Origin of the sequence: Streptomyces sp. NPDC032472 (assembly GCF_040636955.1) — a bacterium.
Taxonomy (GTDB): domain Bacteria; phylum Actinomycetota; class Actinomycetes; order Streptomycetales; family Streptomycetaceae; genus Streptomyces.
This window is the reverse complement of record NZ_JBEZVK010000008.1, coordinates 1-17248: the sequence shown is the minus strand read 5'-3', so window position 1 is coordinate 17248 and position 17248 is coordinate 1. Positions and strand designations below refer to the sequence as shown.

The 17248-nt window shown below is 72.2% G+C and carries 15 protein-coding genes; 12 read left to right on the top strand and 3 right to left on the bottom strand.

The genetic code is table 11. The features are described 5' to 3' along the window. Positions 1-15 precede the first annotated feature (15 nt). The gene (locus AB0F11_RS07020) at positions 16-1170 is read left to right on the top strand and encodes a transposase (protein WP_362169254.1); all 1155 of its coding nucleotides are present in this window, start codon (positions 16-18) and stop codon (positions 1168-1170) included. Between the two features lie 20 nt (positions 1171-1190). Here AB0F11_RS07020 and AB0F11_RS07015 read toward each other — a convergent pair whose 3' ends face one another. Continuing rightward, positions 1191-3116 carry a helix-turn-helix domain-containing protein gene (locus AB0F11_RS07015; RefSeq protein ID WP_362169252.1) on the bottom strand — a complete coding sequence of 642 codons (1926 nt, stop codon included), beginning with the start codon at positions 3114-3116 and terminating at the stop codon, positions 1191-1193. Positions 3117-3416: 300 nt separating this feature from the next. Between AB0F11_RS07015 and AB0F11_RS07010 the strand changes: the two genes are divergently transcribed. Both AB0F11_RS07010 and pabB read left to right on the top strand, forming a co-directional pair. Further along, a complete protein-coding gene (locus AB0F11_RS07010; protein WP_362169250.1) occupies positions 3417-4157 on the top strand; it encodes a class I SAM-dependent methyltransferase in 741 nt (246 codons plus the stop codon). Positions 4158-4180: 23 nt separating this feature from the next. After that, positions 4181-6337 carry an aminodeoxychorismate synthase component I gene (pabB, locus tag AB0F11_RS07005; RefSeq protein ID WP_362169248.1) on the top strand — a complete coding sequence of 719 codons (2157 nt, stop codon included), beginning with the start codon at positions 4181-4183 and terminating at the stop codon, positions 6335-6337. Here the strand turns inward: pabB and AB0F11_RS07000 are convergent. After that, complete coding sequence (locus AB0F11_RS07000) at positions 6264-7292, bottom strand: transaldolase family protein (RefSeq protein ID WP_362169246.1); 1029 nt, start codon at positions 7290-7292, stop codon at positions 6264-6266. The two genes, pabB and AB0F11_RS07000, sit on opposite strands and share 74 nt — an antisense overlap. Before the next feature lie 301 nt (positions 7293-7593). On the opposite strand from AB0F11_RS07000, the gene AB0F11_RS06995 reads away from it, so the two are divergent. Genes AB0F11_RS06995 through AB0F11_RS06975 form a run of 5 tightly spaced genes read left to right on the top strand, consistent with a single transcriptional unit; the run spans position 7594 to position 12503 of the window. Further along, positions 7594-8766, top strand: coding sequence for a 3-deoxy-7-phosphoheptulonate synthase (locus AB0F11_RS06995; RefSeq protein ID WP_362169244.1), 1173 nt, complete (start codon positions 7594-7596; stop codon positions 8764-8766). A gap of 27 nt (positions 8767-8793) precedes the next feature. Then, complete coding sequence (locus AB0F11_RS06990; RefSeq protein WP_361916018.1) at positions 8794-9567, top strand: 2,3-dihydro-2,3-dihydroxybenzoate dehydrogenase; 774 nt, start codon at positions 8794-8796, stop codon at positions 9565-9567. Positions 9568-9613: 46 nt separating this feature from the next. Further along, positions 9614-10288, top strand: a complete 675-nt coding sequence (locus AB0F11_RS06985) for an isochorismatase family protein (RefSeq protein ID WP_362169241.1) — start codon at positions 9614-9616, stop codon at positions 10286-10288. Then, entirely contained in the window at positions 10285-12168 is a 1884-nt protein-coding gene (locus tag AB0F11_RS06980) for an anthranilate synthase family protein (RefSeq protein ID WP_362169240.1), read from the top strand. Before AB0F11_RS06985 ends, AB0F11_RS06980 begins: the two co-directional genes overlap by 4 nt. Beyond that, positions 12165-12503: a hypothetical protein gene (locus AB0F11_RS06975; protein ID WP_362169238.1), complete on the top strand. Its 339-nt coding sequence runs from the start codon at positions 12165-12167 to the stop codon at positions 12501-12503. Before AB0F11_RS06980 ends, AB0F11_RS06975 begins: the two co-directional genes overlap by 4 nt. A gap of 19 nt (positions 12504-12522) precedes the next feature. Here the strand turns inward: AB0F11_RS06975 and AB0F11_RS06970 are convergent, their stop codons facing one another. Continuing rightward, positions 12523-13023, bottom strand: coding sequence for an AtaL-like protein (locus AB0F11_RS06970; RefSeq protein ID WP_362169236.1), 501 nt, complete (start codon positions 13021-13023; stop codon positions 12523-12525). A gap of 222 nt (positions 13024-13245) precedes the next feature. On the opposite strand from AB0F11_RS06970, the gene AB0F11_RS06965 reads away from it, so the two are divergent. From AB0F11_RS06965 to AB0F11_RS06950, 4 genes are all read left to right on the top strand, one after another. Beyond that, positions 13246-13947: an SDR family oxidoreductase gene (locus AB0F11_RS06965; RefSeq protein ID WP_362169235.1), complete on the top strand. Its 702-nt coding sequence runs from the start codon at positions 13246-13248 to the stop codon at positions 13945-13947. Between the two features lie 75 nt (positions 13948-14022). Next, the gene (locus AB0F11_RS06960) at positions 14023-14619 is read left to right on the top strand and encodes a transketolase C-terminal domain-containing protein (protein WP_362169233.1); all 597 of its coding nucleotides are present in this window, start codon (positions 14023-14025) and stop codon (positions 14617-14619) included. Next, on the top strand, positions 14616-15917 hold the full coding sequence (gene aroA / locus AB0F11_RS06955) for a 3-phosphoshikimate 1-carboxyvinyltransferase (protein ID WP_362169231.1): 1302 nt from the start codon (positions 14616-14618) through the stop codon (positions 15915-15917). The genes AB0F11_RS06960 and aroA overlap by 4 nt, the downstream gene beginning before the upstream one ends. 24 nt (positions 15918-15941) lie before the next feature. After that, complete coding sequence (locus tag AB0F11_RS06950; protein WP_362169229.1) at positions 15942-17138, top strand: 3-hydroxybenzoate 6-monooxygenase; 1197 nt, start codon at positions 15942-15944, stop codon at positions 17136-17138. Positions 17139-17248: the final 110 nt, after the last annotated feature.

Below are 17248 nucleotides of genomic sequence, written 5' to 3'. Positions count from 1 at the left end.
AGGGATGGATCCATCATGAGCGCACCGAGTCTCGAACGACTGGAGACCCTGAGCAGCCGGTTCGTGCCGGACCTGGTCGTGGACGAGCTCTGCGCCGAGTTGTTCACCTCGCTGCCGCGCAGCGACCAGCGGCGCAAGGGGGAGGTGTACCTGCGCGGCCTGCTCAAGGCCGAGGGCCGCAAGTCGATACGGAACATCGCGGCGCACGTCGGCGACCGGGCGGCCGAGCAGAGCCTCCACCACTTCGTGGTGTCGTCCACCTGGGACTGGGGTCCGGTACGGGCCGCCCTCGCCCGGTACCTGGAGCGCGCCCTGCGCCCCCGCGCCTGGGTCGTGCAGCCGGTGGTGATCTCCAAGGCGGGGACCGAGTCGGTCGGGGTGGCGCGGCGGTTCGTGCCGGAGCTCGGACAGATGGTCAACAGCCAGGTGGCGTTCGGGGTGTGGTCCGTCGGCGAGGAGCAGAGCTGCCCGGTCAACTGGCGGCTCGGCCTCACCCAGAAGTGGCGCGACAGCGTCGGCCCGCTGCCGCCGAACGTGCACGAGTCGGAGCTCGCGACGAGCCCGCTGGAGTGCGCGGCCGGAGCCGTCGAGGAGCTGCGGGACTGGGTGGGGCAGCCGCACCGCCCGGTGGTGTTCGACCTGCCGGACGTGGAGCCGGGGGCGGTGGCCCGGCGGTTCGGGCCGGCCGGGATGCACTTCGTGGCCTCGGCCCGGGGCTCTATGCGGGTGCGGTGCGTGGACCCGGTGCTGGCGAGCAGCGGCAACCGGGAACTGGCGGCGCACCAGGTGCTGCTGATGGCCCGTACGCTGCGCCGCCCGGTCAGCTGGCTGGACCCGTACACCCACCAGCCGCGCACCTCGCTCGTGGTCGGCGTCCGGGTGGAACTGCCGCACCTGGCGGCACCGGTGCTGCTGTTCGGGGAGTGGAACGACCCGCGCGGCTGGCCCGAGCGGTGCTGGATCAGCGATATGACCCAGGCGCCGCCGGGGGCGCTGCTGCGGCTGGCGAAGCGGGCGCAGAACGTGGAGCACGACTTCGCCACCGTCTCGCAGCAGGTGGGCATGACGGACTTCGGCGGCCGGTCCTTCGGCGGCTGGCACCGGCACACCACCCTGGCCTCGGCCGCGCACGCGGTCCGGATGCTCACGCAGCGGGCCGTCGAGCGGTAGCCGGGAACCGGCTCCCCCGCTCAGCCGATGGTGTGCCGGGGCGTCGTGCGGCGGCTCTGGTTGAGGGCCTGGCGGGTGCGCTGGAGCTGGAGTGCGAGCTGCACCTGCAGGGCCTGGGTGGGCTTCTGCCAGTCCTCGCCGAGTATCTCGGTGATGCGCTCAAGGCGGCGGGAGACCGTGTTGGGGTGCACGTGCAGGGACTCGGCGGCGCGCGAGGGGCTGTTGGCGGAGGCGAAATAGGCCTCCATGGTGCGGATCAGCTCCGTGTACTGCTGGTCGTCGTAGTCGAGCACCGGGCCGATGGTGTCGTTGATGAAGCGGTCGATGTTCGGCTTCTCGGAGAGCAGGACGCCGAGGAAGCCCAGCTCGTCCGGGGAGGCGGTGCTGCCGGCACCGGTGAGGGCCGCGACCGCGTCCAGGCAGCGGCGGGCCTCCTGGTACATGTGGACGATGCCCGCCGGGTTGTCGACGGGCCCGGCCGAGCCGGCGGTGACGGGCTTGCCGAGGACCTCGGAGAGCTCGCGGGACGCCGTGCGGGCGACGGCTCCGGCGGCGGTGCCGGGCAGCAGCAGCACCACGTCGTCGCCGTCGACGCTCTTGAGGCCCTGCTGCCGGTTGGCGTACGAGGCGGCCCAGGCGGCGACGCGCCCCTGGACCCCGCCCTCGGGCCGGGCGATGACGATGACGTGGGGCTCGTCGAGGTTGAGGGCGAGCCGGCGGCTCTGCTCGGCGATCTGGGCGGGGGACAGCTTGGTGCCGCGCAGCAGGTCCTGGAAGAACTCGTCCCGCATGTGGCCCTCGGCGGCCGCCATGCCCTGCTCCATCAGCAGGACCACGGCGGTCACCTGGGCTATGAGCGCGAGGAGTTGGACCTGGAGGTACCCGGCGGGCTCCTCGGTGGCCAGGATCAGGGTGCCCAGCATCTCGTCGCCCGCGGCGATCGAGGCCACCCACACCCCGTCGCGGGTGCTGCGGGGCTGGCGGTCGGTGTGCGCGTCGAGCAGGACGGTGTGGACCTCGGCCTCGTCCAGCTCGGGGATCTCGCCGGTCGGGCAGGCGAGGGTGCGGCCGGCGGCGTCGCGCACCACGAGGGTGCCGTCGAGCCCCTTGACGGCCTCGGCGGCCAGGCTGCCGAGGCCGACGCCCTGCAGGACCAGGTCGAGGAGGCGGCCGTGGGTCTCGCGCAGTCGGCGGGCGGTGGTGGAGGAGTCCAGGGCGCGTGAGGTGTCCTGTTCCAGCTCCTCCACCTCGTACCGGGTCTGCTCCAGCAGTCTCGCCTTTTCGATTGCAACGGTTGCAAGGTCGGCGAGGGAGCTCATCAGCGAGACCTCGTCGGGGGTGAAGTGCCGGATGTGGCGGTCGGCGACGTACAGGGCGCCGAGACTGGCGCCGGCGTGCCGCAGCGGGACCGCCATGACGGCGTGCAGGCCCTCCGCCTGGACCACCTCGTCGATGATCGGGCTGTGCGCGAAGCTGGTGTCGTTCATGTAGTCGGCCGACCAGAACGGAGCCGACCCCTCCGAGGCGCGCTTGCCCACTCCGCCGCCCTGGAGCGGGATGGCGAAGCCGATCGTGAGGGCCGAGGCGTGGCCGTCGGCCGAGCGGACGCGGGAGCAGCCCTCCTCGAGGTCGTCGAAGCTGACCCAGGCCATGTCCAGGCCCAGCAGCAGGCGGGCCCGGCGGGTGATGACCTTCAGCAGCTCGTCCAGGTCGTAGGGGAGGGTCAGGTCCCGGGCGGTGTCGACGAGCGCGGCGAGGCCGGCCTCGCGCTGCTGGCGGCGGACGAAGAGCGCGCGGATGCCGAGGCTCTGGTCGCGTGCCCTGGTCAGCCGGTCGAGGGCGTCGCCGGACAGGCCGGACTCACGCGCTTTGCGGACCACGTCATCGAAGGCAGCCGCAGGCGCCTCTCTGTTCAGCAGTTCCAGCATTTCGTACGCGTGGTCCACCACTACTTCTCCCCCGACCCCCGCAATAAGCCGTTCACGTTTGCACCAACCGCTGTGCAATCAATCCCTGGCCCGCCTGAAAGTATCTCTTGGGGCAAGAACCGGTCAAGAAACACTTGAGATGCAGTCCTGGTCAGACTGGCCGAGGGTGATCGGATCACCACACTCCCCGAGTGATGCTGTCATCTGGGCACCTTCTGGTCGAGGACCACTCAAGGGCAGGCTGATCACCGAGCGTTCCGGTGGTGCCATCACACACCACCGGAGACACCCGTCACCTTGGTTCCTTGAGGAGTTCGCATGTCTCCGCTGGCCCAGTTGTCCCAGCTCCAGAGCTACGAGCGGTCGCTGCTGCGCAGCCGGCTGTCCCTGACCAGGGCCGATCGTCCGAGGGTGTTCACCCTCATGGGCCGCGAGTGGGACCTGTTCGACGAGGTCTTCGCGCCCGTCTACTCCCCGTCGACGACCGTCTCGCTGGAGCTCCTCGGCCTCAACGACCTTGACGGGCCGGGCCGTTCGGGTTCGTTCCTGGAGATCGGCTGCGGCACCGGCGTGATCGCCGTCACCGCGGCACTGGCCGGATACGAGCGGGTCGTGGCGGCCGACATCAGCCCCTCGGCCGTCGAGAACGCCGCCGTCAACGCCGACCGCCACGGGGTGACGGACCGCCTGCAGGCCCTGCACAGCGACCTGTTCTCGGGCCTGCGGGAGCAGGAGCGCTTCGACACCGTCTTCTGGAGCTCCAACTACGTGATGGGGCCGGAAAGCTACGAGTACAAGTCGGTGCACGAGCGGGCCTACGTGGACGCCGGATACCAGGCTCACCGCCGCTTCCTGGAGCAGTCCGTCCACTGGACGACCCCCGGCGGCCGGGTGTTGCTGCACTTCAGCGACCGGGGGGACCTGGAGGCGCTGTACCGCATAGCGGACGCCTGCGGGCGGGAGCTGTCGGTGGTGGCCTCCCGGCGGGTCCGCGAGGGGGAGTACGGGGAGGACATGGTCGAGCACATGCTGATCGAAATCAGGCCAGTCTCGGCTTGATTTGAATGGGGGGATATTTCGCCGTGCGTACGCTTCTTGTCGACAATTACGACTCGTTTACGTACAACCTCTTCCACTATCTGGCCGAGGTCAATGGCCGTGAGCCGGAAGTCGTCCGAAATGACGATCCGCACTGGAAGATCGCACAACTCTCGGCCTTCGACAACGTCGTCGTCTCACCCGGTCCGGGAACACCGCGCCGCGCCGCCGACTTCGGGATCTGCACCGAGATCATCGAGCGCGCGCAGCTCCCGCTGCTGGGCATCTGCCTCGGCCACCAGGGGATCGGCCACGGGCACGGCGCCACCGTCGACCGCGCGCCGCAGCCGCGGCACGGCCGGACCTCGCAGGTCCTGCACGACGGGACGGGCCTGTTCGCCGGGCTGCCCTCGCCGATGGAGGTGGTCCGCTACCACTCCCTCGCCGTGACCGACCTGCCCGAGTCGCTCGAGGCCACCGCGTGGACGCCGGACGGCATCCTGATGGGCCTGCGGCACCGTACCCGGCCGCAGTGGGGGGTCCAGTTCCATCCCGAGTCGATTTGCAGTCAGTACGGGATCGAGCTGCTTGCAAACTTCGCCCGGCTGACCGCCGGGCACCAGGCGGCCCGGCAGGCCGCGCGCCCGGCGACCGCCCGCCGGCACACCGCGCCCGCCCCGGCCCTGACCGCGCCGGCCGCAAGCGCCGGAGCCGCCGCGCCCGCTCCGGCCGAGGCTCCCGTGCGCCGGCTGCGCCTCGTCGCGCACCGGCTGCCCACCCGCTGGGACGCCGAGACCGCCTACGACGAGCTCTTCCGCGGCAACGACCACGCCTTCTGGCTCGACAGCAGCCTCCCCGGCGGCGACCGCGGCCGGTTCTCCGTCATGGGCGACGCCACCGGGCCGCTCGCCCGCGTCGCCACCGCCGACGTCTGGAGCAAGGTCGTCACCGTCGCCTCGGCCGACGGCAGCAGCGAACTGGTCGCCGCGCCCTTCCTGGAGTGGATCGACCGCGACCTGCGCGCCCTGACCACCGAGCTCCCCGAGCTGCCCTTCGACTTCACCCTCGGCTGGGTCGGCTACCTCGGCTACGAGCTCAAGGCCGAATGCGGCGGCGACCTGGTCCACCGCTCGCCCGTCGCCGACGCCGCCATGGTCTTCGCCGACCGCGCCCTGGTGTTCGACCACGCCGAGGACGCCACGTACCTGCTGGCCCTGGTGGAGGAGGACGCCGGGACCGAAGCCGCCGCCGCGGCCGACGCCTGGCTGATCGGCACCGCCGAGCGGCTCGCCGGCCTCGCCGGCCTGTGCCTGCCGGCCCCGCGCCCGCACGCACCCGGCGGCGAGATCCGGCTGCGCCACGACCGCGGCGCGTACCTGGACCTCATCGACGACTGCCTGGAGGAGATCGCCGCCGGCGAGACGTACGAGGTCTGCCTCACCAACATGGCCGAGGCAGAGACCGCCTCCCTCGACCCCTGGACCGCGTACCGCACGCTGCGCCGCATCAGCCCGGCGCCGTTCGCCGCGCTGCTGCAGTTCGGGGAGCTGTCGGTGCTCAGCACCTCGCCCGAGCGGTTTCTGCGGGTCTCCCCGGACGGGCGCGTGGAGTCCTCGCCGATCAAGGGCACCCGGCCGCGCGGCGCCACCCCCCAGGAGGAGGCGGCCCTGATCGAGGACCTGCTGAGCGACGAGAAGGACCGCTCCGAGAACCTCATGATCGTCGACCTGGTCCGCAACGACCTCGGCCGCTGCGCGGTTCCGGGCACCGTCGAGGCCGAGGAGCTGTTCCGCGTCGAGAGCTACGCCACCGTCCACCAGCTGGTCAGCACCGTACGGGCGCGGCTGCGCCCGGAGCTCACCGCCGTGGACTGCGTGCGCGCCGCCTTCCCCGGCGGGTCGATGACCGGCGCCCCCAAGATCCGCACCATGCAGATCATCGACCGGCTGGAGGCCGGCCCGCGCGGGGTGTACTCCGGCGCCATCGGCTACTTCTCGCTCTCCGGCGCCGCGGACCTCAGCATCGTGATCCGCACCGCCACCGTCACCGCCGACCGGGTGACGTACGGGGTGGGCGGGGCCGTGGTCGCCCTGTCCGATCCGGACGCCGAGTACGAGGAGACCGCCGTCAAGGCTGCTCCGCTGCTGGCGCTGACGAATACCCGCTTCCCGGAGAGGCGGCCGGCACGGATCCGCTCCTGACCGGCCAGTCCTGCTGGAGGCGCGCGAGCTCCTGCGCCTCCAGCACGGCGGCGAGCTCGGCCGCCCGTACGCCGAGCCGCTCCAGGGCCAGCAGCGCGGACGCCGCCTCGGCGTCCGCGTTCAGCAGGGTGTCCCCGGTGAGCGCCGGCTCCAGGGCGGCGGCCTCCAGGGTCTCCACGGACAGCGCGAGGGCGGTGTTCCAGCCGACGAGGGCGCCCACGCCGCCGTCCGCGCCGGGACCCCACAGCAGCCGCGGCTGCGGCGCCCCGTTGGCCCGCAGCACCCGCCACCAGTCCCCGGACAGCCGCTCCTCGCGGATCCGGTACATCCTGCGGGCCACCGCCAGGCCCGCGGCGCCCCGCAGGCCGTGGTCGACGGCCACGCCCAGCTCGTCCAGCCGGGAGTCGACCTCCCGGTCGAACACGCCCGCCGGGAACGAGGCCACCATCGGGGCGCCGCCCAGCGGCCGGCCCGACGCCAGGGACCGCTCCAGGCCGCGCACGTAGGCGTCGAGCACCTCGGCGTAGCGCTCGTCCGAGAGCACCAGGCACGCGTGCACCCCGACCCCGTCGGCGAGGCAGTCCGCGAGCACCGCGAGCCCCGCCGGGGTCATCGGCATGCGGACGAGCGCATTGGGGCGCCCCACCGCCCGGTGCAGGGCGCGGGCCGCCTCCAGCAGGGCCGGCGCGTCATGCGCCCAGCGCGGCGACACCGGCACGGAGACGTGGCCCACGGTGCCCCGGCTCGACTCGAACAGGGGCAGCAGGAGATCGCAGGCCCGCCGCGCCTGCGCGGGCGTACAGCCCGCCGGGGCCAGGGCGTTGTGGAAGTGGCCTCCCAGCGTCGGATACCGGACCGCGGCGGCGAACTCCTCCGGGTCCCGCGCGCTGAGCCACGGGGAGACCCCCTCGGACACCAGTTGCCTCAGCAGCGCTCCAGCTCCTTGACTAACCACGGTCCGACCTTAGAACGTCACGCCATACGTCGGAAACAACATGGTGATGGTGTGTCAAGTGCCGACCGCCCGAACCGGCACCCTTCACCGCCACGCGAGCGGACCGTAAAGGATTTCCGGCCCCGCGCCATTATCGCCTCCGCTGATGCGTCAGGTTTATTTCACAATCAGCCGCCGAACCTGACCGAACGCACCCCCACCTGACGAAGTGGGGAATCTCTGGTGGTTCACCCGATTCCCTGTTTCACAGACTTCTCGCTGCATCTGATGTCACGGCAGGTACAGCACTGGGAGGTGCCGCATGCACGGTGTTGCACGCTGGAAATCATTGCCCGCGGGCCAGCAGCCCGTTTGGCCGGACGAAGAGGCCCTGGAGAACGCCAGGGCCGAGCTCGCGGACTCGCCCGCCCTGGTGCGCCGTGAGGACGTCGATGACCTGCGCGCCCTGCTCGCGGCGGCCGCGCGCGGCGAGGTGCAGATCGTCCAGGGCGGCGACTGCGCCGAGGACCCGGCCGAGTGCACCCCCGGCTACGTGGCGCGCAAGGCGGCCCTCCTGGACGTACTGGCCGGCGTCATGAAGACGCGCTCGCTCAAGCCCGTCATACGGGTCGGCCGGCTCGCCGGGCAGTTCGGCAAGCCCCGCTCCAGCCCGACCGAGAACGTCGGCGGCATGGAGCTGCCGGTCTACCGCGGCCACATGGTCAACAGCCCGGAGCCCGACCCCGAGCTGCGCCGCCCCGACCCGCGCCGCCTGGTCGCCGGCTACCGGGCCGCCTCCCGCGCCATGGCCGCCCTCGGCTGGCACGGCGAGGGCCGCCGCCCCTCCCCGGCGGAAGCCCCGGTGTGGACCAGCCACGAGGCCCTGCTGCTGGACTACGAGGGCCCCATGCTGCGGACCCAGCCCGACGGCAAGGTGCTGCTGACCTCCACCCACTGGCCCTGGATCGGCGAGCGCACGCGCGAGCTCGACGGCGCCCACGTCGAGCTCTTCGCGAGCATCGCCAACCCGGTCGCCACCAAGGTCGGCCCGACCATGAGCCCGGACGCCCTGGTGGAGCTGTGCGGCAGGCTCGACCCGGAGCGCGAGCCGGGCCGGCTCACGCTGATCTCCCGGATGGGCCAGGGCAAGGCCGCCGAGAAACTGCCCGCGCTGGTGCGCGCCGTACGCGAGGCGGGCCACCCGGTGCTGTGGATGTGCGACCCGATGCACGGAAACACCGTCAGCGCGCCGGGCAACATCAAGACCCGTTATGTCGAGACCGTGGTGCGCGAGGTCGAGGAATTCCAGAAGGCCGTCACCGACAACGGCGGAGTCGCCGCCGGACTGCATCTGGAGACGACCCCCGACCAGGTCCACGAATGTGTCGGCGACGAATTCCACCTCGACGAGCTGGGTGAGAAGTACACCTCGTTCTGCGACCCGCGCCTCAATTCCGACCAGGCAATCGAAGTCGCCTCCGCCTGGCGCGGCTGAGGCTATATACAAGGGGGTTACTCCATCATGGAAGGAAAGATCGCTCTCGTCACCGGGGCGGCCGGCGGCATAGGCGAGGCCATCGTGCGCGCCCTGGCCTCCCGGGGCGTCCGGGTGGCCGCGGTCGACCGGGACGCCGAGCGCCTGCGCGACGTGGCCAAGGCCATCGAGGAGGAAGGCGGCGCCCGCGTCGAGCCGTTCGCGGCGGACGTCACCGCCAGCGCGGACGTCGAGAAGCTCGTCGACGACGTCGAGGCGCTCGTCGGACCGCTCGACTTCCTCGTCAACGCGGCCGGCGTGCTGCGCCTGGCCGAGGCGCGCAAGCTCACCGACCAGGAGTGGAGCACGACGTTCGCGGTCAACACCACCGGGGTCTTCTTCGTCTCCCGGGCCGTCGTCAACCGCATGGTGCCGCGCCGCCGGGGCGCGATCGTCACGATCGCCTCCAACGCCGCGGGCACCGCCCGTACGGAGATGTCCGCGTACGCCGCGTCGAAGGCGGCCGCGACGATGTTCACCAAGTGCCTGGGCCTGGAGGTCGCCAAGTTCGGCATCCGCGCCAACCTCGTCGCGCCGGGCTCCACCGACACCCCGATGCTCAACTCGATGTGGACGGACGACAGCAGCGCCCGGGCCTCCATCGACGGCGTGCCGGACGCCTACCGCGTCGGCATCCCGCTGGGGAAGCTGGCCCGCCCCGAGGACGTCGCCGAGGCGGTCGTCTTCCTGCTGTCCGACAAGGCGTCCCACATCACCATGCACGACCTCACCGTGGACGGCGGTGCGGCGCTCGGTGTCTGAGACCGGTGCAACCAGTCAGCGAACCGTGAACGAGAGGGAGAAAGGCATGGCAGGCATACCTGCGATCACCCCCTACCCGATGCCGTCGGCGGCCGACCTGCCCGCCTCCGCCGTCGACTGGGAGGTCGATCCCGACCGCGCCGTCCTGCTGGTGCACGATCTGCAGAAGTACTTCCTGGCTGCGTTCCCGCAGGGCGAGCAGCCGGTCACGGACCTGTCCCGCAACGCCGGAGAGCTGCGCGTGCGCGCCGCCGAGCTCGGCATCCCGGTGGCCTACACGGCGCAGCCGGGCGGGATGACGCCCGAGGAGCGGGGCCTGCTGAACGACTTCTGGGGCCCGGGCATGAGGCCGAGCGAGGAGCACCGCCAGGTCGTGGACCCGGTGGCGCCCGCCGCGGGCGACTGGATGCTCACCAAGTGGCGCTACAGCGCCTTCTTCAAGACCGACCTGCTGGAGCGGATGCGCGCCGCGGGCCGCGACCAGCTGATCATCTGCGGCGTGTACGCCCACGTGGGCGTGCTGATGACGGCGGTCGACGCCTTCACCAACGACATCCAGCCCTTCCTGGTCGCCGACGCCGTCGCCGACTTCAGCTGGGAGGACCACCGGATGGCCCTGGAGTACGCGGCCGGCCGCTGCGCACGCCTGACCACGACCAAGGAGCTCCTCATGGCCCTCCCGGACCGGGTGGCCGCGTACGCGGGAGGGGAGTCGGCATGAGCGAGGACCTGCTCGGCCGGATCCTCGGCCCCCGGCCGCCGGCCTTCGCGCTGATCCACCGCCCGGAGGCCGTCGTCACTCGCCACCTCGACCTGTTCCTCGGCGAGTTCGCCGAGGCGGCCACGCTGGCCGACATCCCCCTCGGCGACACCGTCGCCGGCGCCGGGACCCGGCAGGACGTGCTCACGCTGGTCCCCTACCGCCAGCTCGCCGAGCGCGGCTTCGAGGCGCCCGACGACGGCGCGCCGCTGCTGGCCATGGCGATCGCCGAGCAGGCGCGGGTGCCGCTCGCGACCGTGCTGGACCGGATCCCCGACGCCCCCGTGCAGCTCGTGCCGGGCGGCGACTTCGACATCGACGACGAGACGTACGCCGAAACGGTCCGCCGCGTCGTCACCGACGAGATCGGCACCGGCGAGGGCGCGAACTTCGTGATGAAGCGCTCCTTCGTCGCCGACATCAGCGACTACTCCGTCGCCGCCGCCCTGCGCTTCTTCCGCCGCCTGCTGGAGCGCGAGACCGGCGCCTACTGGACGTTCATCGTCCACACCGGCGAGCGCACCCTCATCGGCGCCTCCCCCGAGCGGCACATCAGCGTCTCCGGCGGCCGCGCCGTGATGAACCCCATCTCCGGCACCTACCGGTTCCCGGCCTCCGGCCCGGAGCTGCCCGGCGTCATGCAGTTCCTCGCCGACCGCAAGGAGGCCGACGAGCTGTACATGGTCGTCGACGAGGAACTGAAGATGATGGCCCGGATCTGCGAGTCCGGCGGCCGGGTCGTGGGCCCGTACCTCAAGGAGATGGCCCGCCTCGCCCACACCGAGTACTTCATCGAGGGCCGCACCACCCGCGACCCGCGCGAGATCCTCCACGAGACCCTGTTCGCCCCGACCGTCACCGGCTCCCCGCTGGAGAGCGCCGGCAAGGTCGTCAAGAAGTACGAGCCCCAGGGCCGCGGCTACTACAGCGGCGTGCTCGCCCTGATCGGCCAGGACGAGAACAGCGAGCGCACCCTGGACTCGGCCATCCTCATCCGCACCGCCGACATCGACGCCTCCGGCCGGATGAGCATCGGCGTCGGCGCCACCCTCGTGCGCCACTCCGACCCGCTGTCGGAGGTCGCCGAGACCCGCGCCAAGGCCTCGGGCCTGCTCGCCATGTTCGAGCAGCCGGGACCGCGGCGGTTCGGCGACCACCCGGAGGTGCGGGCCGCGCTCGACGCGCGCAACGCGACCATCGCCGGCTTCTGGCTGGACGACGACAGCGCCCGCACCCGGCCCGTCCCGCTGCTCGTGGGCCGCAAGGTGCTCGTCGTCGACGCGGAGGACACCTTCACCGCGATGATCGAGCACCAGCTGCGGGCCATGGAGGCCGACGTCACGGTCCGCCGCTTCGACGAGCCGTACAGCTTCGCCCCGTACGACCTGGTCGTGATGGGGCCGGGGCCGGGCGACCCGCGCGAGACCGGCCACCCGAAGATCGCCCACCTGCGGGACGCGGTCGACACCCTCCTCGCGGAGCGGCGGCCCTTCCTCGCGGTGTGCCTGAGCCACCAGGTGCTCAGCACCAAGCTGGGCTTCTCCCTCAAGCGCCGCGAGCAGCCCAACCAGGGAGTGCAGCGCGAGATCGAGCTGTTCGGGCGGCGCGAGCGCGTCGGCTTCTACAACACCTTCGCCGCGCAGAGCGCCTCGGACACCGTCGAGGTGCCCGGCATCGGCACGGTCGAGGTGTGCCGGGAGGCGGGGACCGGCGAGGTGCACGCGCTGCGCGGGCCCGGCTTCCGCTCGATGCAGTTCCACGCCGAGTCGGTGCTCACCGAGGACGGCATCCGCATCGTCGGGGACGCCCTGTCCGGACTGCTCAGCGAGAGCCTCGTATGAGGGCGACGGTGGCCTGGTGGGACCTGAAGGGGTCGGGGCACAGCATCGACTCGCTGCGGGCCTACCTGCGCGACGAGGCCGTCGACCGGTTCGCGGCGGTCGAGGGGCTGCGGCTGAAGTTCTGGATCGCGGACCCCGCCACCGAGCGCTGGGGTGCGGTGATGCTGTGGGAGAGCGCGGAGGCGGCGGCGCGCCCGCTGGCGCCGCGGGCCGCCGAGCTGATCGGGCGCCGGCCCGTGCAGTACACGGTGTTCGAGGTGGAGGCGACGGTCGAGGGCGTGCACACGCTGCCCGGGCTGCCGGGCCTCGACCTGATCCGGGAGGCCGCGGCGTAGCCCGTACGCGAACGGCCCTTCACGACCCGTTCGGGTCGTGGGGGGCCGTCGTCGCTTCGCGCCGCATCATGACGCGGTGCAGGACCTCCGTCATGGCGTCCAGCGTGCCGTGGAAGTCGCAGTCCAGCTCCCGCAGATAGGTGTTCTGCGCGAGGATCGCGGCCGCCGGGCGGTCGGTCAGGGTGATGCTCAGCGTCAGCGTGAGCCGCCCTTGCTCGTCCTCGCCGATCTCATTGCGTATTTCGGCGATGTCGGTGTCGTCCAGGTGCCGGTACGTAATGCGCCCCGCGCTCTCCTGCGGTGTCACCCGTTGCAGGAAGGTGAGGTCTCCGCGCCTGATTTCGCGCAGAAATCCATCCGGGTAGCGCTCGTTGATCCGGCATTCCGTAATGGCGGGAACATAACCTGTGGGGAACTCCGCCTTGTGGAGCAGAGCCTCCCACAGGCTCTCCCTAGTGGGAGCCGGACACCCGCCCTGACCTGCGCCGACAACCGGACGCGTCCATGAAAGCGTCAGCATTGATCTCCCTTTTCCGCCGGTGGGCCGGCGTGCAGCATCGGTCGGCCGAACGGCTGTGTCAAAGGCGGCCCCATTATTACGTCAGATGGGCCGAGAACCTGACGAAGTGACCCTAACCGACTGCCCGCCGGCACCCTTTTTCTTGCAGGGTGACGGTTGGTCGATGGCGTTCCGAAGAGCGCCTTCCCGATAAATCCGACGCGGAGAATCAGGAGAACGCTGATGTCTGAACGGTTCGACGGCCAGGTCGTCCTCGTCACCGGAGGAGGCGAAGGCATCGGCCGGGCAGCGGCGGTTGCCTTCGCCCGGCTCGGCGCGCTCGTGGTGGTGGCAGGCCGCCACCCGGAGACGCTCGAAGGAACGGTCAAGCTGATCCGCGACGCCGGCGGGCAGGCCGACTGCCTCGTCGCCGACGTGTCGGACACCGCCCCGGACGCCGAGGCCGGCGCCGCGTACGCGGTCGCCGAGACGGTGCGCCGCCACGGAGCCCTGAACGTCGCCTTCAACAACACCACGGAACTCGGCCCGCACCAGCCCGTCGCGGACATCGACGAGACCGTCTGGGCCCGCACCCTGACGGCCAACCTGACGGGCGTGTGGCTGTCCATGAAGCACGAGATCGCCCACATGGAGACCGCCGGCGGCGGCGTCATCGTCAACACGGCCAGCAACATCGGCGCGCAGGGCATGCTCCCGGGCCTCGGCGCCTACGCCGCCTCCACCGCCGCCGTCAGCGCCCTGACCCGGACCGCGGCCCGCGAGTACGTCGCGAAGTCCATCCGCATCAACGCCATCAGCCCCTGCCCGCTCGGCCGGGGCGCCAGCGTCGAGGAGATCGCCGACACCGTGGTGTGGCTGGCCTCCGACGCCGCCTCCTACATCGTCGGCCACGACCTCGTGCTCGACCGCAAGACCAACGAGTGACCACCTCCCACATCCCACCCCGCGTCCATCCCCGCACCCCCCCGGCGGCCGAGCGAAGGAGCCCTGAGCAGAGCGGTGAGCAGTCCCATGCAGACCTTCCCCCGTCCCCAGCGGCTGATGCGGCACGACCCGGGTGACCCGGGCTGGTCGAACCGCGACCGCTTCGCCCTGTGCTGCGTCCCCGCCGGCGTCGCCGAGGACGTGCGCGGCCGGGCCCGCGGCGGCTACGTCCTGGCCGAGGCCGAGGGCGGCGCCCCCGAGGTGGTGCTGATCTGCACCGCCGACGAGGCCGACGTGGCCCTCGACGCCCGCGCGATCCTCCGGCGCGACGGCATCGCCGCCCGGGTGGTGGCCATGCCCAGCCTCGCCCGCTTCCGGGAGCAGACCCCCGAGTACCGCGAGCAGGTCCTGCCCGCCCGGATCCGCGCCCGCGTCTCCGTGGAGGCCGGCTCCGCGCTCGGCTGGTACGAGCTCCTCGGCGAGGCGGGCCTGAAGGTCGGCCTCGACCACTACGGCTCCGGCGCCCCCTGCACCACCCTGCACCGGCAGCACGGCTTCACCGCCGAGCGCGTCGCCGCGACCGCCCGGGCCGGAGTGGCCCGGGCCGGAGTGGCCCGCGCCGGAGTGGCCCGCGCCGGAGTGGCCCGCGCCGGACACCGGGAGCGCGCGTGAGCACCGTACTGACCGCCCGGATCCCGGGCTCCAAGAGCATCACCAACCGGGCGCTGCAGCTGGCCGCCGCGGCCGACGGGGTCTCGCTGCTGCGGGCCCCGCTGGTCAGCGAGGACACCGTCGCCTTCCGCGAGGCCCTGGCCGGGCTCGGCGTGCACGTGGACACCGGGGCCGGGTCCGGTTCCGGGGCCGGGGCCGGGGCCGACGAGGTCTGGAAGGTCACCGGCGCCGGCCGCGCCCCCGTCGGCCCGGGCACCGTCTGGTGCGAGGACGCCGGCACCGCCGCCCGCTTCCTGCCGCCGTTCGCGGCGGCCGGCCGCGGCGAGTTCACCTTCGACGGCACCGACCAGCTGCGGGCCCGCCCGCTGCGCCCGCTGGCCGAGGCGCTCGGCCGCCTCGGCGCCCGGGCCCGGGTCACCGAGCCCGTGGGCGGACTGCCGCTGACCGTCGCCGCCGAAGGCCTCGCGGGCGGTGAGCTGACCGTGGACGCCAGCCTGAGCAGCCAGTACCTCACCGGGCTGCTGATGGCCGGGCCGCTCATGCGCCGGCCGCTCACCGTACGCGGGGAGGGCCTGGTCAGCCGGCCGTACATCACCATGACCCAGGAGCTGATGCGGCACTTCGGGGCGTACGTCGACGAGTTCGACGGCGCCGTACAGGTGCTGCCCGGCGGCTACGCGGCCGCCGAGCTCGACATCGAGCCCGACGCCTCCACCGCCTCCTACTTCTTCGCGGCGGCCGCCGTCACCGGCACCACCGTCACGGTGCCGGGCCTCGGCCGCTCCAGCGTGCAGGGCGACCTCGGCTTCGTGGAGGTGCTGCGGCGGGCCGGGGCGCACGTCGAGGTCGGCGACCGGCAGACCACGGTCACCGGCAGGACCACCGCCGACGGTCCGCTGCGCGGCGGCTTCACGGTCGACATGGGCGACATCTCCGACACCTTCATGACCCTGGCGGCGATCGCCCCGCTCGCGGACGCCCCCATCACCGTGCACGGCATCGGACACGCCCGGCTGAAGGAGTCGGACCGGATCGCCGCCGTCGAGGAGAACCTCCGCGCCCTCGGCATCCGTACCGAGTCCGGACCGGACCGGATCACCGTTCACCCGGGCCGCCCCACGGCCGCCCGGATCGCCTGCCGCCGGGACCACCGGATCGCGATGGCGTTCTCGGTGCTGGGCCTGCGCGTGCCCGGCATCACGCTCGACGACCCGTCCTGCGTCGGCAAGACGTTCCCCGGCTTCCACGCCGAACTGGGACGCCTCTTCCCGGCGCACTCGAGCAGCAACAGTCACTGACAACGAAAGGGATGTGAGACACCCATGGCCGACATTCTCATCGCCGGCGGTGGCATCGGTGGACTCGCCGCGGCGCTCGGGCTCGCCAAGCGGGGGCACCAGGTCACCGTCCTGGAGCGCCGGGACGTCTTCACCGAGGTCGGCGCCGGCATCCAGCTCGGCCCGAACGCCTTCCACGCACTGGACCTGCTCGGTGTGGGCCAGGAGGTCCGCGACCGCGCCGTCTTCATCGACGAGCTCACCTTCATGGACGGCACCACCGGCGAGAAGGTCGCCGCGATGCCGGTGAAGGACGACTACCGGGTCCGCTTCGGCAACCCGTACGCCGTCGTCCACCGCGTCGACCTGTACCTGCCGCTGCTGGAGGCCGCCCGCCGGCACCCCGGCATCGAGCTGCGCGGCCGCCACCACGTGGTCGGCTACGAGCAGCAGGCCGGCTCGGTCACGGCCCTGCTCGCCGACGGCCGCCGCCTCACCGGCGACGCGCTGATCGGCGCCGACGGTCTGCACTCGGCGGTACGGGCGCAGCTCGTCGGCGACGGCTCGCCGCGGGTCTCCGGGCACACGATCTACCGGTCGGTGATCCCGATGGAGGCGGTGCCGGAGGAGCTGCGCTGGAACACGGTCACGCTGTGGGCCGGGCCGAAGTGGCACTTCGTGCACTACCCGATCGCCGGTGGCGAGACCTTCAACCTGGCCGCCACCCGTGACAACGGCGCAACGGAGGCGGTGGCCGGGGTGCCGGCCGACCACGACCACGTCCTGAACTCGTTCCCGGAGCTGTCGGGGGCGGCGCGGCGGCTGCTGGAGCTGGGGCAGGACTGGAAGACGTGGGTGCTGTGCGACCGGGATCCGGTCGACCGGTGGACCGAGGGGCGGGTCGCCCTGCTCGGCGACGCCGCGCACCCGATGCTGCAGTACGCCGCGCAGGGGGCCTGCCAGGCCGTGGAGGACGCGGTCCTGCTGGGCGGGCTGCTGGACGGTTGCGCCGCCGACTTCGAGCAGAGGCTGGAGAAGTACAGCGCGGCGCGGCGTGAGCGGACGGCGCAGGTCCAGCTGGTGGCCCGTGAAATGGGCCGGCAGCTCTACCACGCGGCGGGCGATGCGCGGGTCGAGCGCAATGCCATGCTCTCGTCCCTCTCGGCCGACGACATGTACGACAAGGTGGCGTGGCTGCACGGCGCGTACGACTTCGACGCCTGGACGTCCCCCTCCGCCTGACCGCTCCTGCTGCGCGGAGCCATTTCCCCACCCCGCCCCTTCCCGAACTGGGGCTCCGCCCCAGACCCCGCGCCTCAAACGCCGGCGGGGCTGATTTCTCAGCCCCGCCG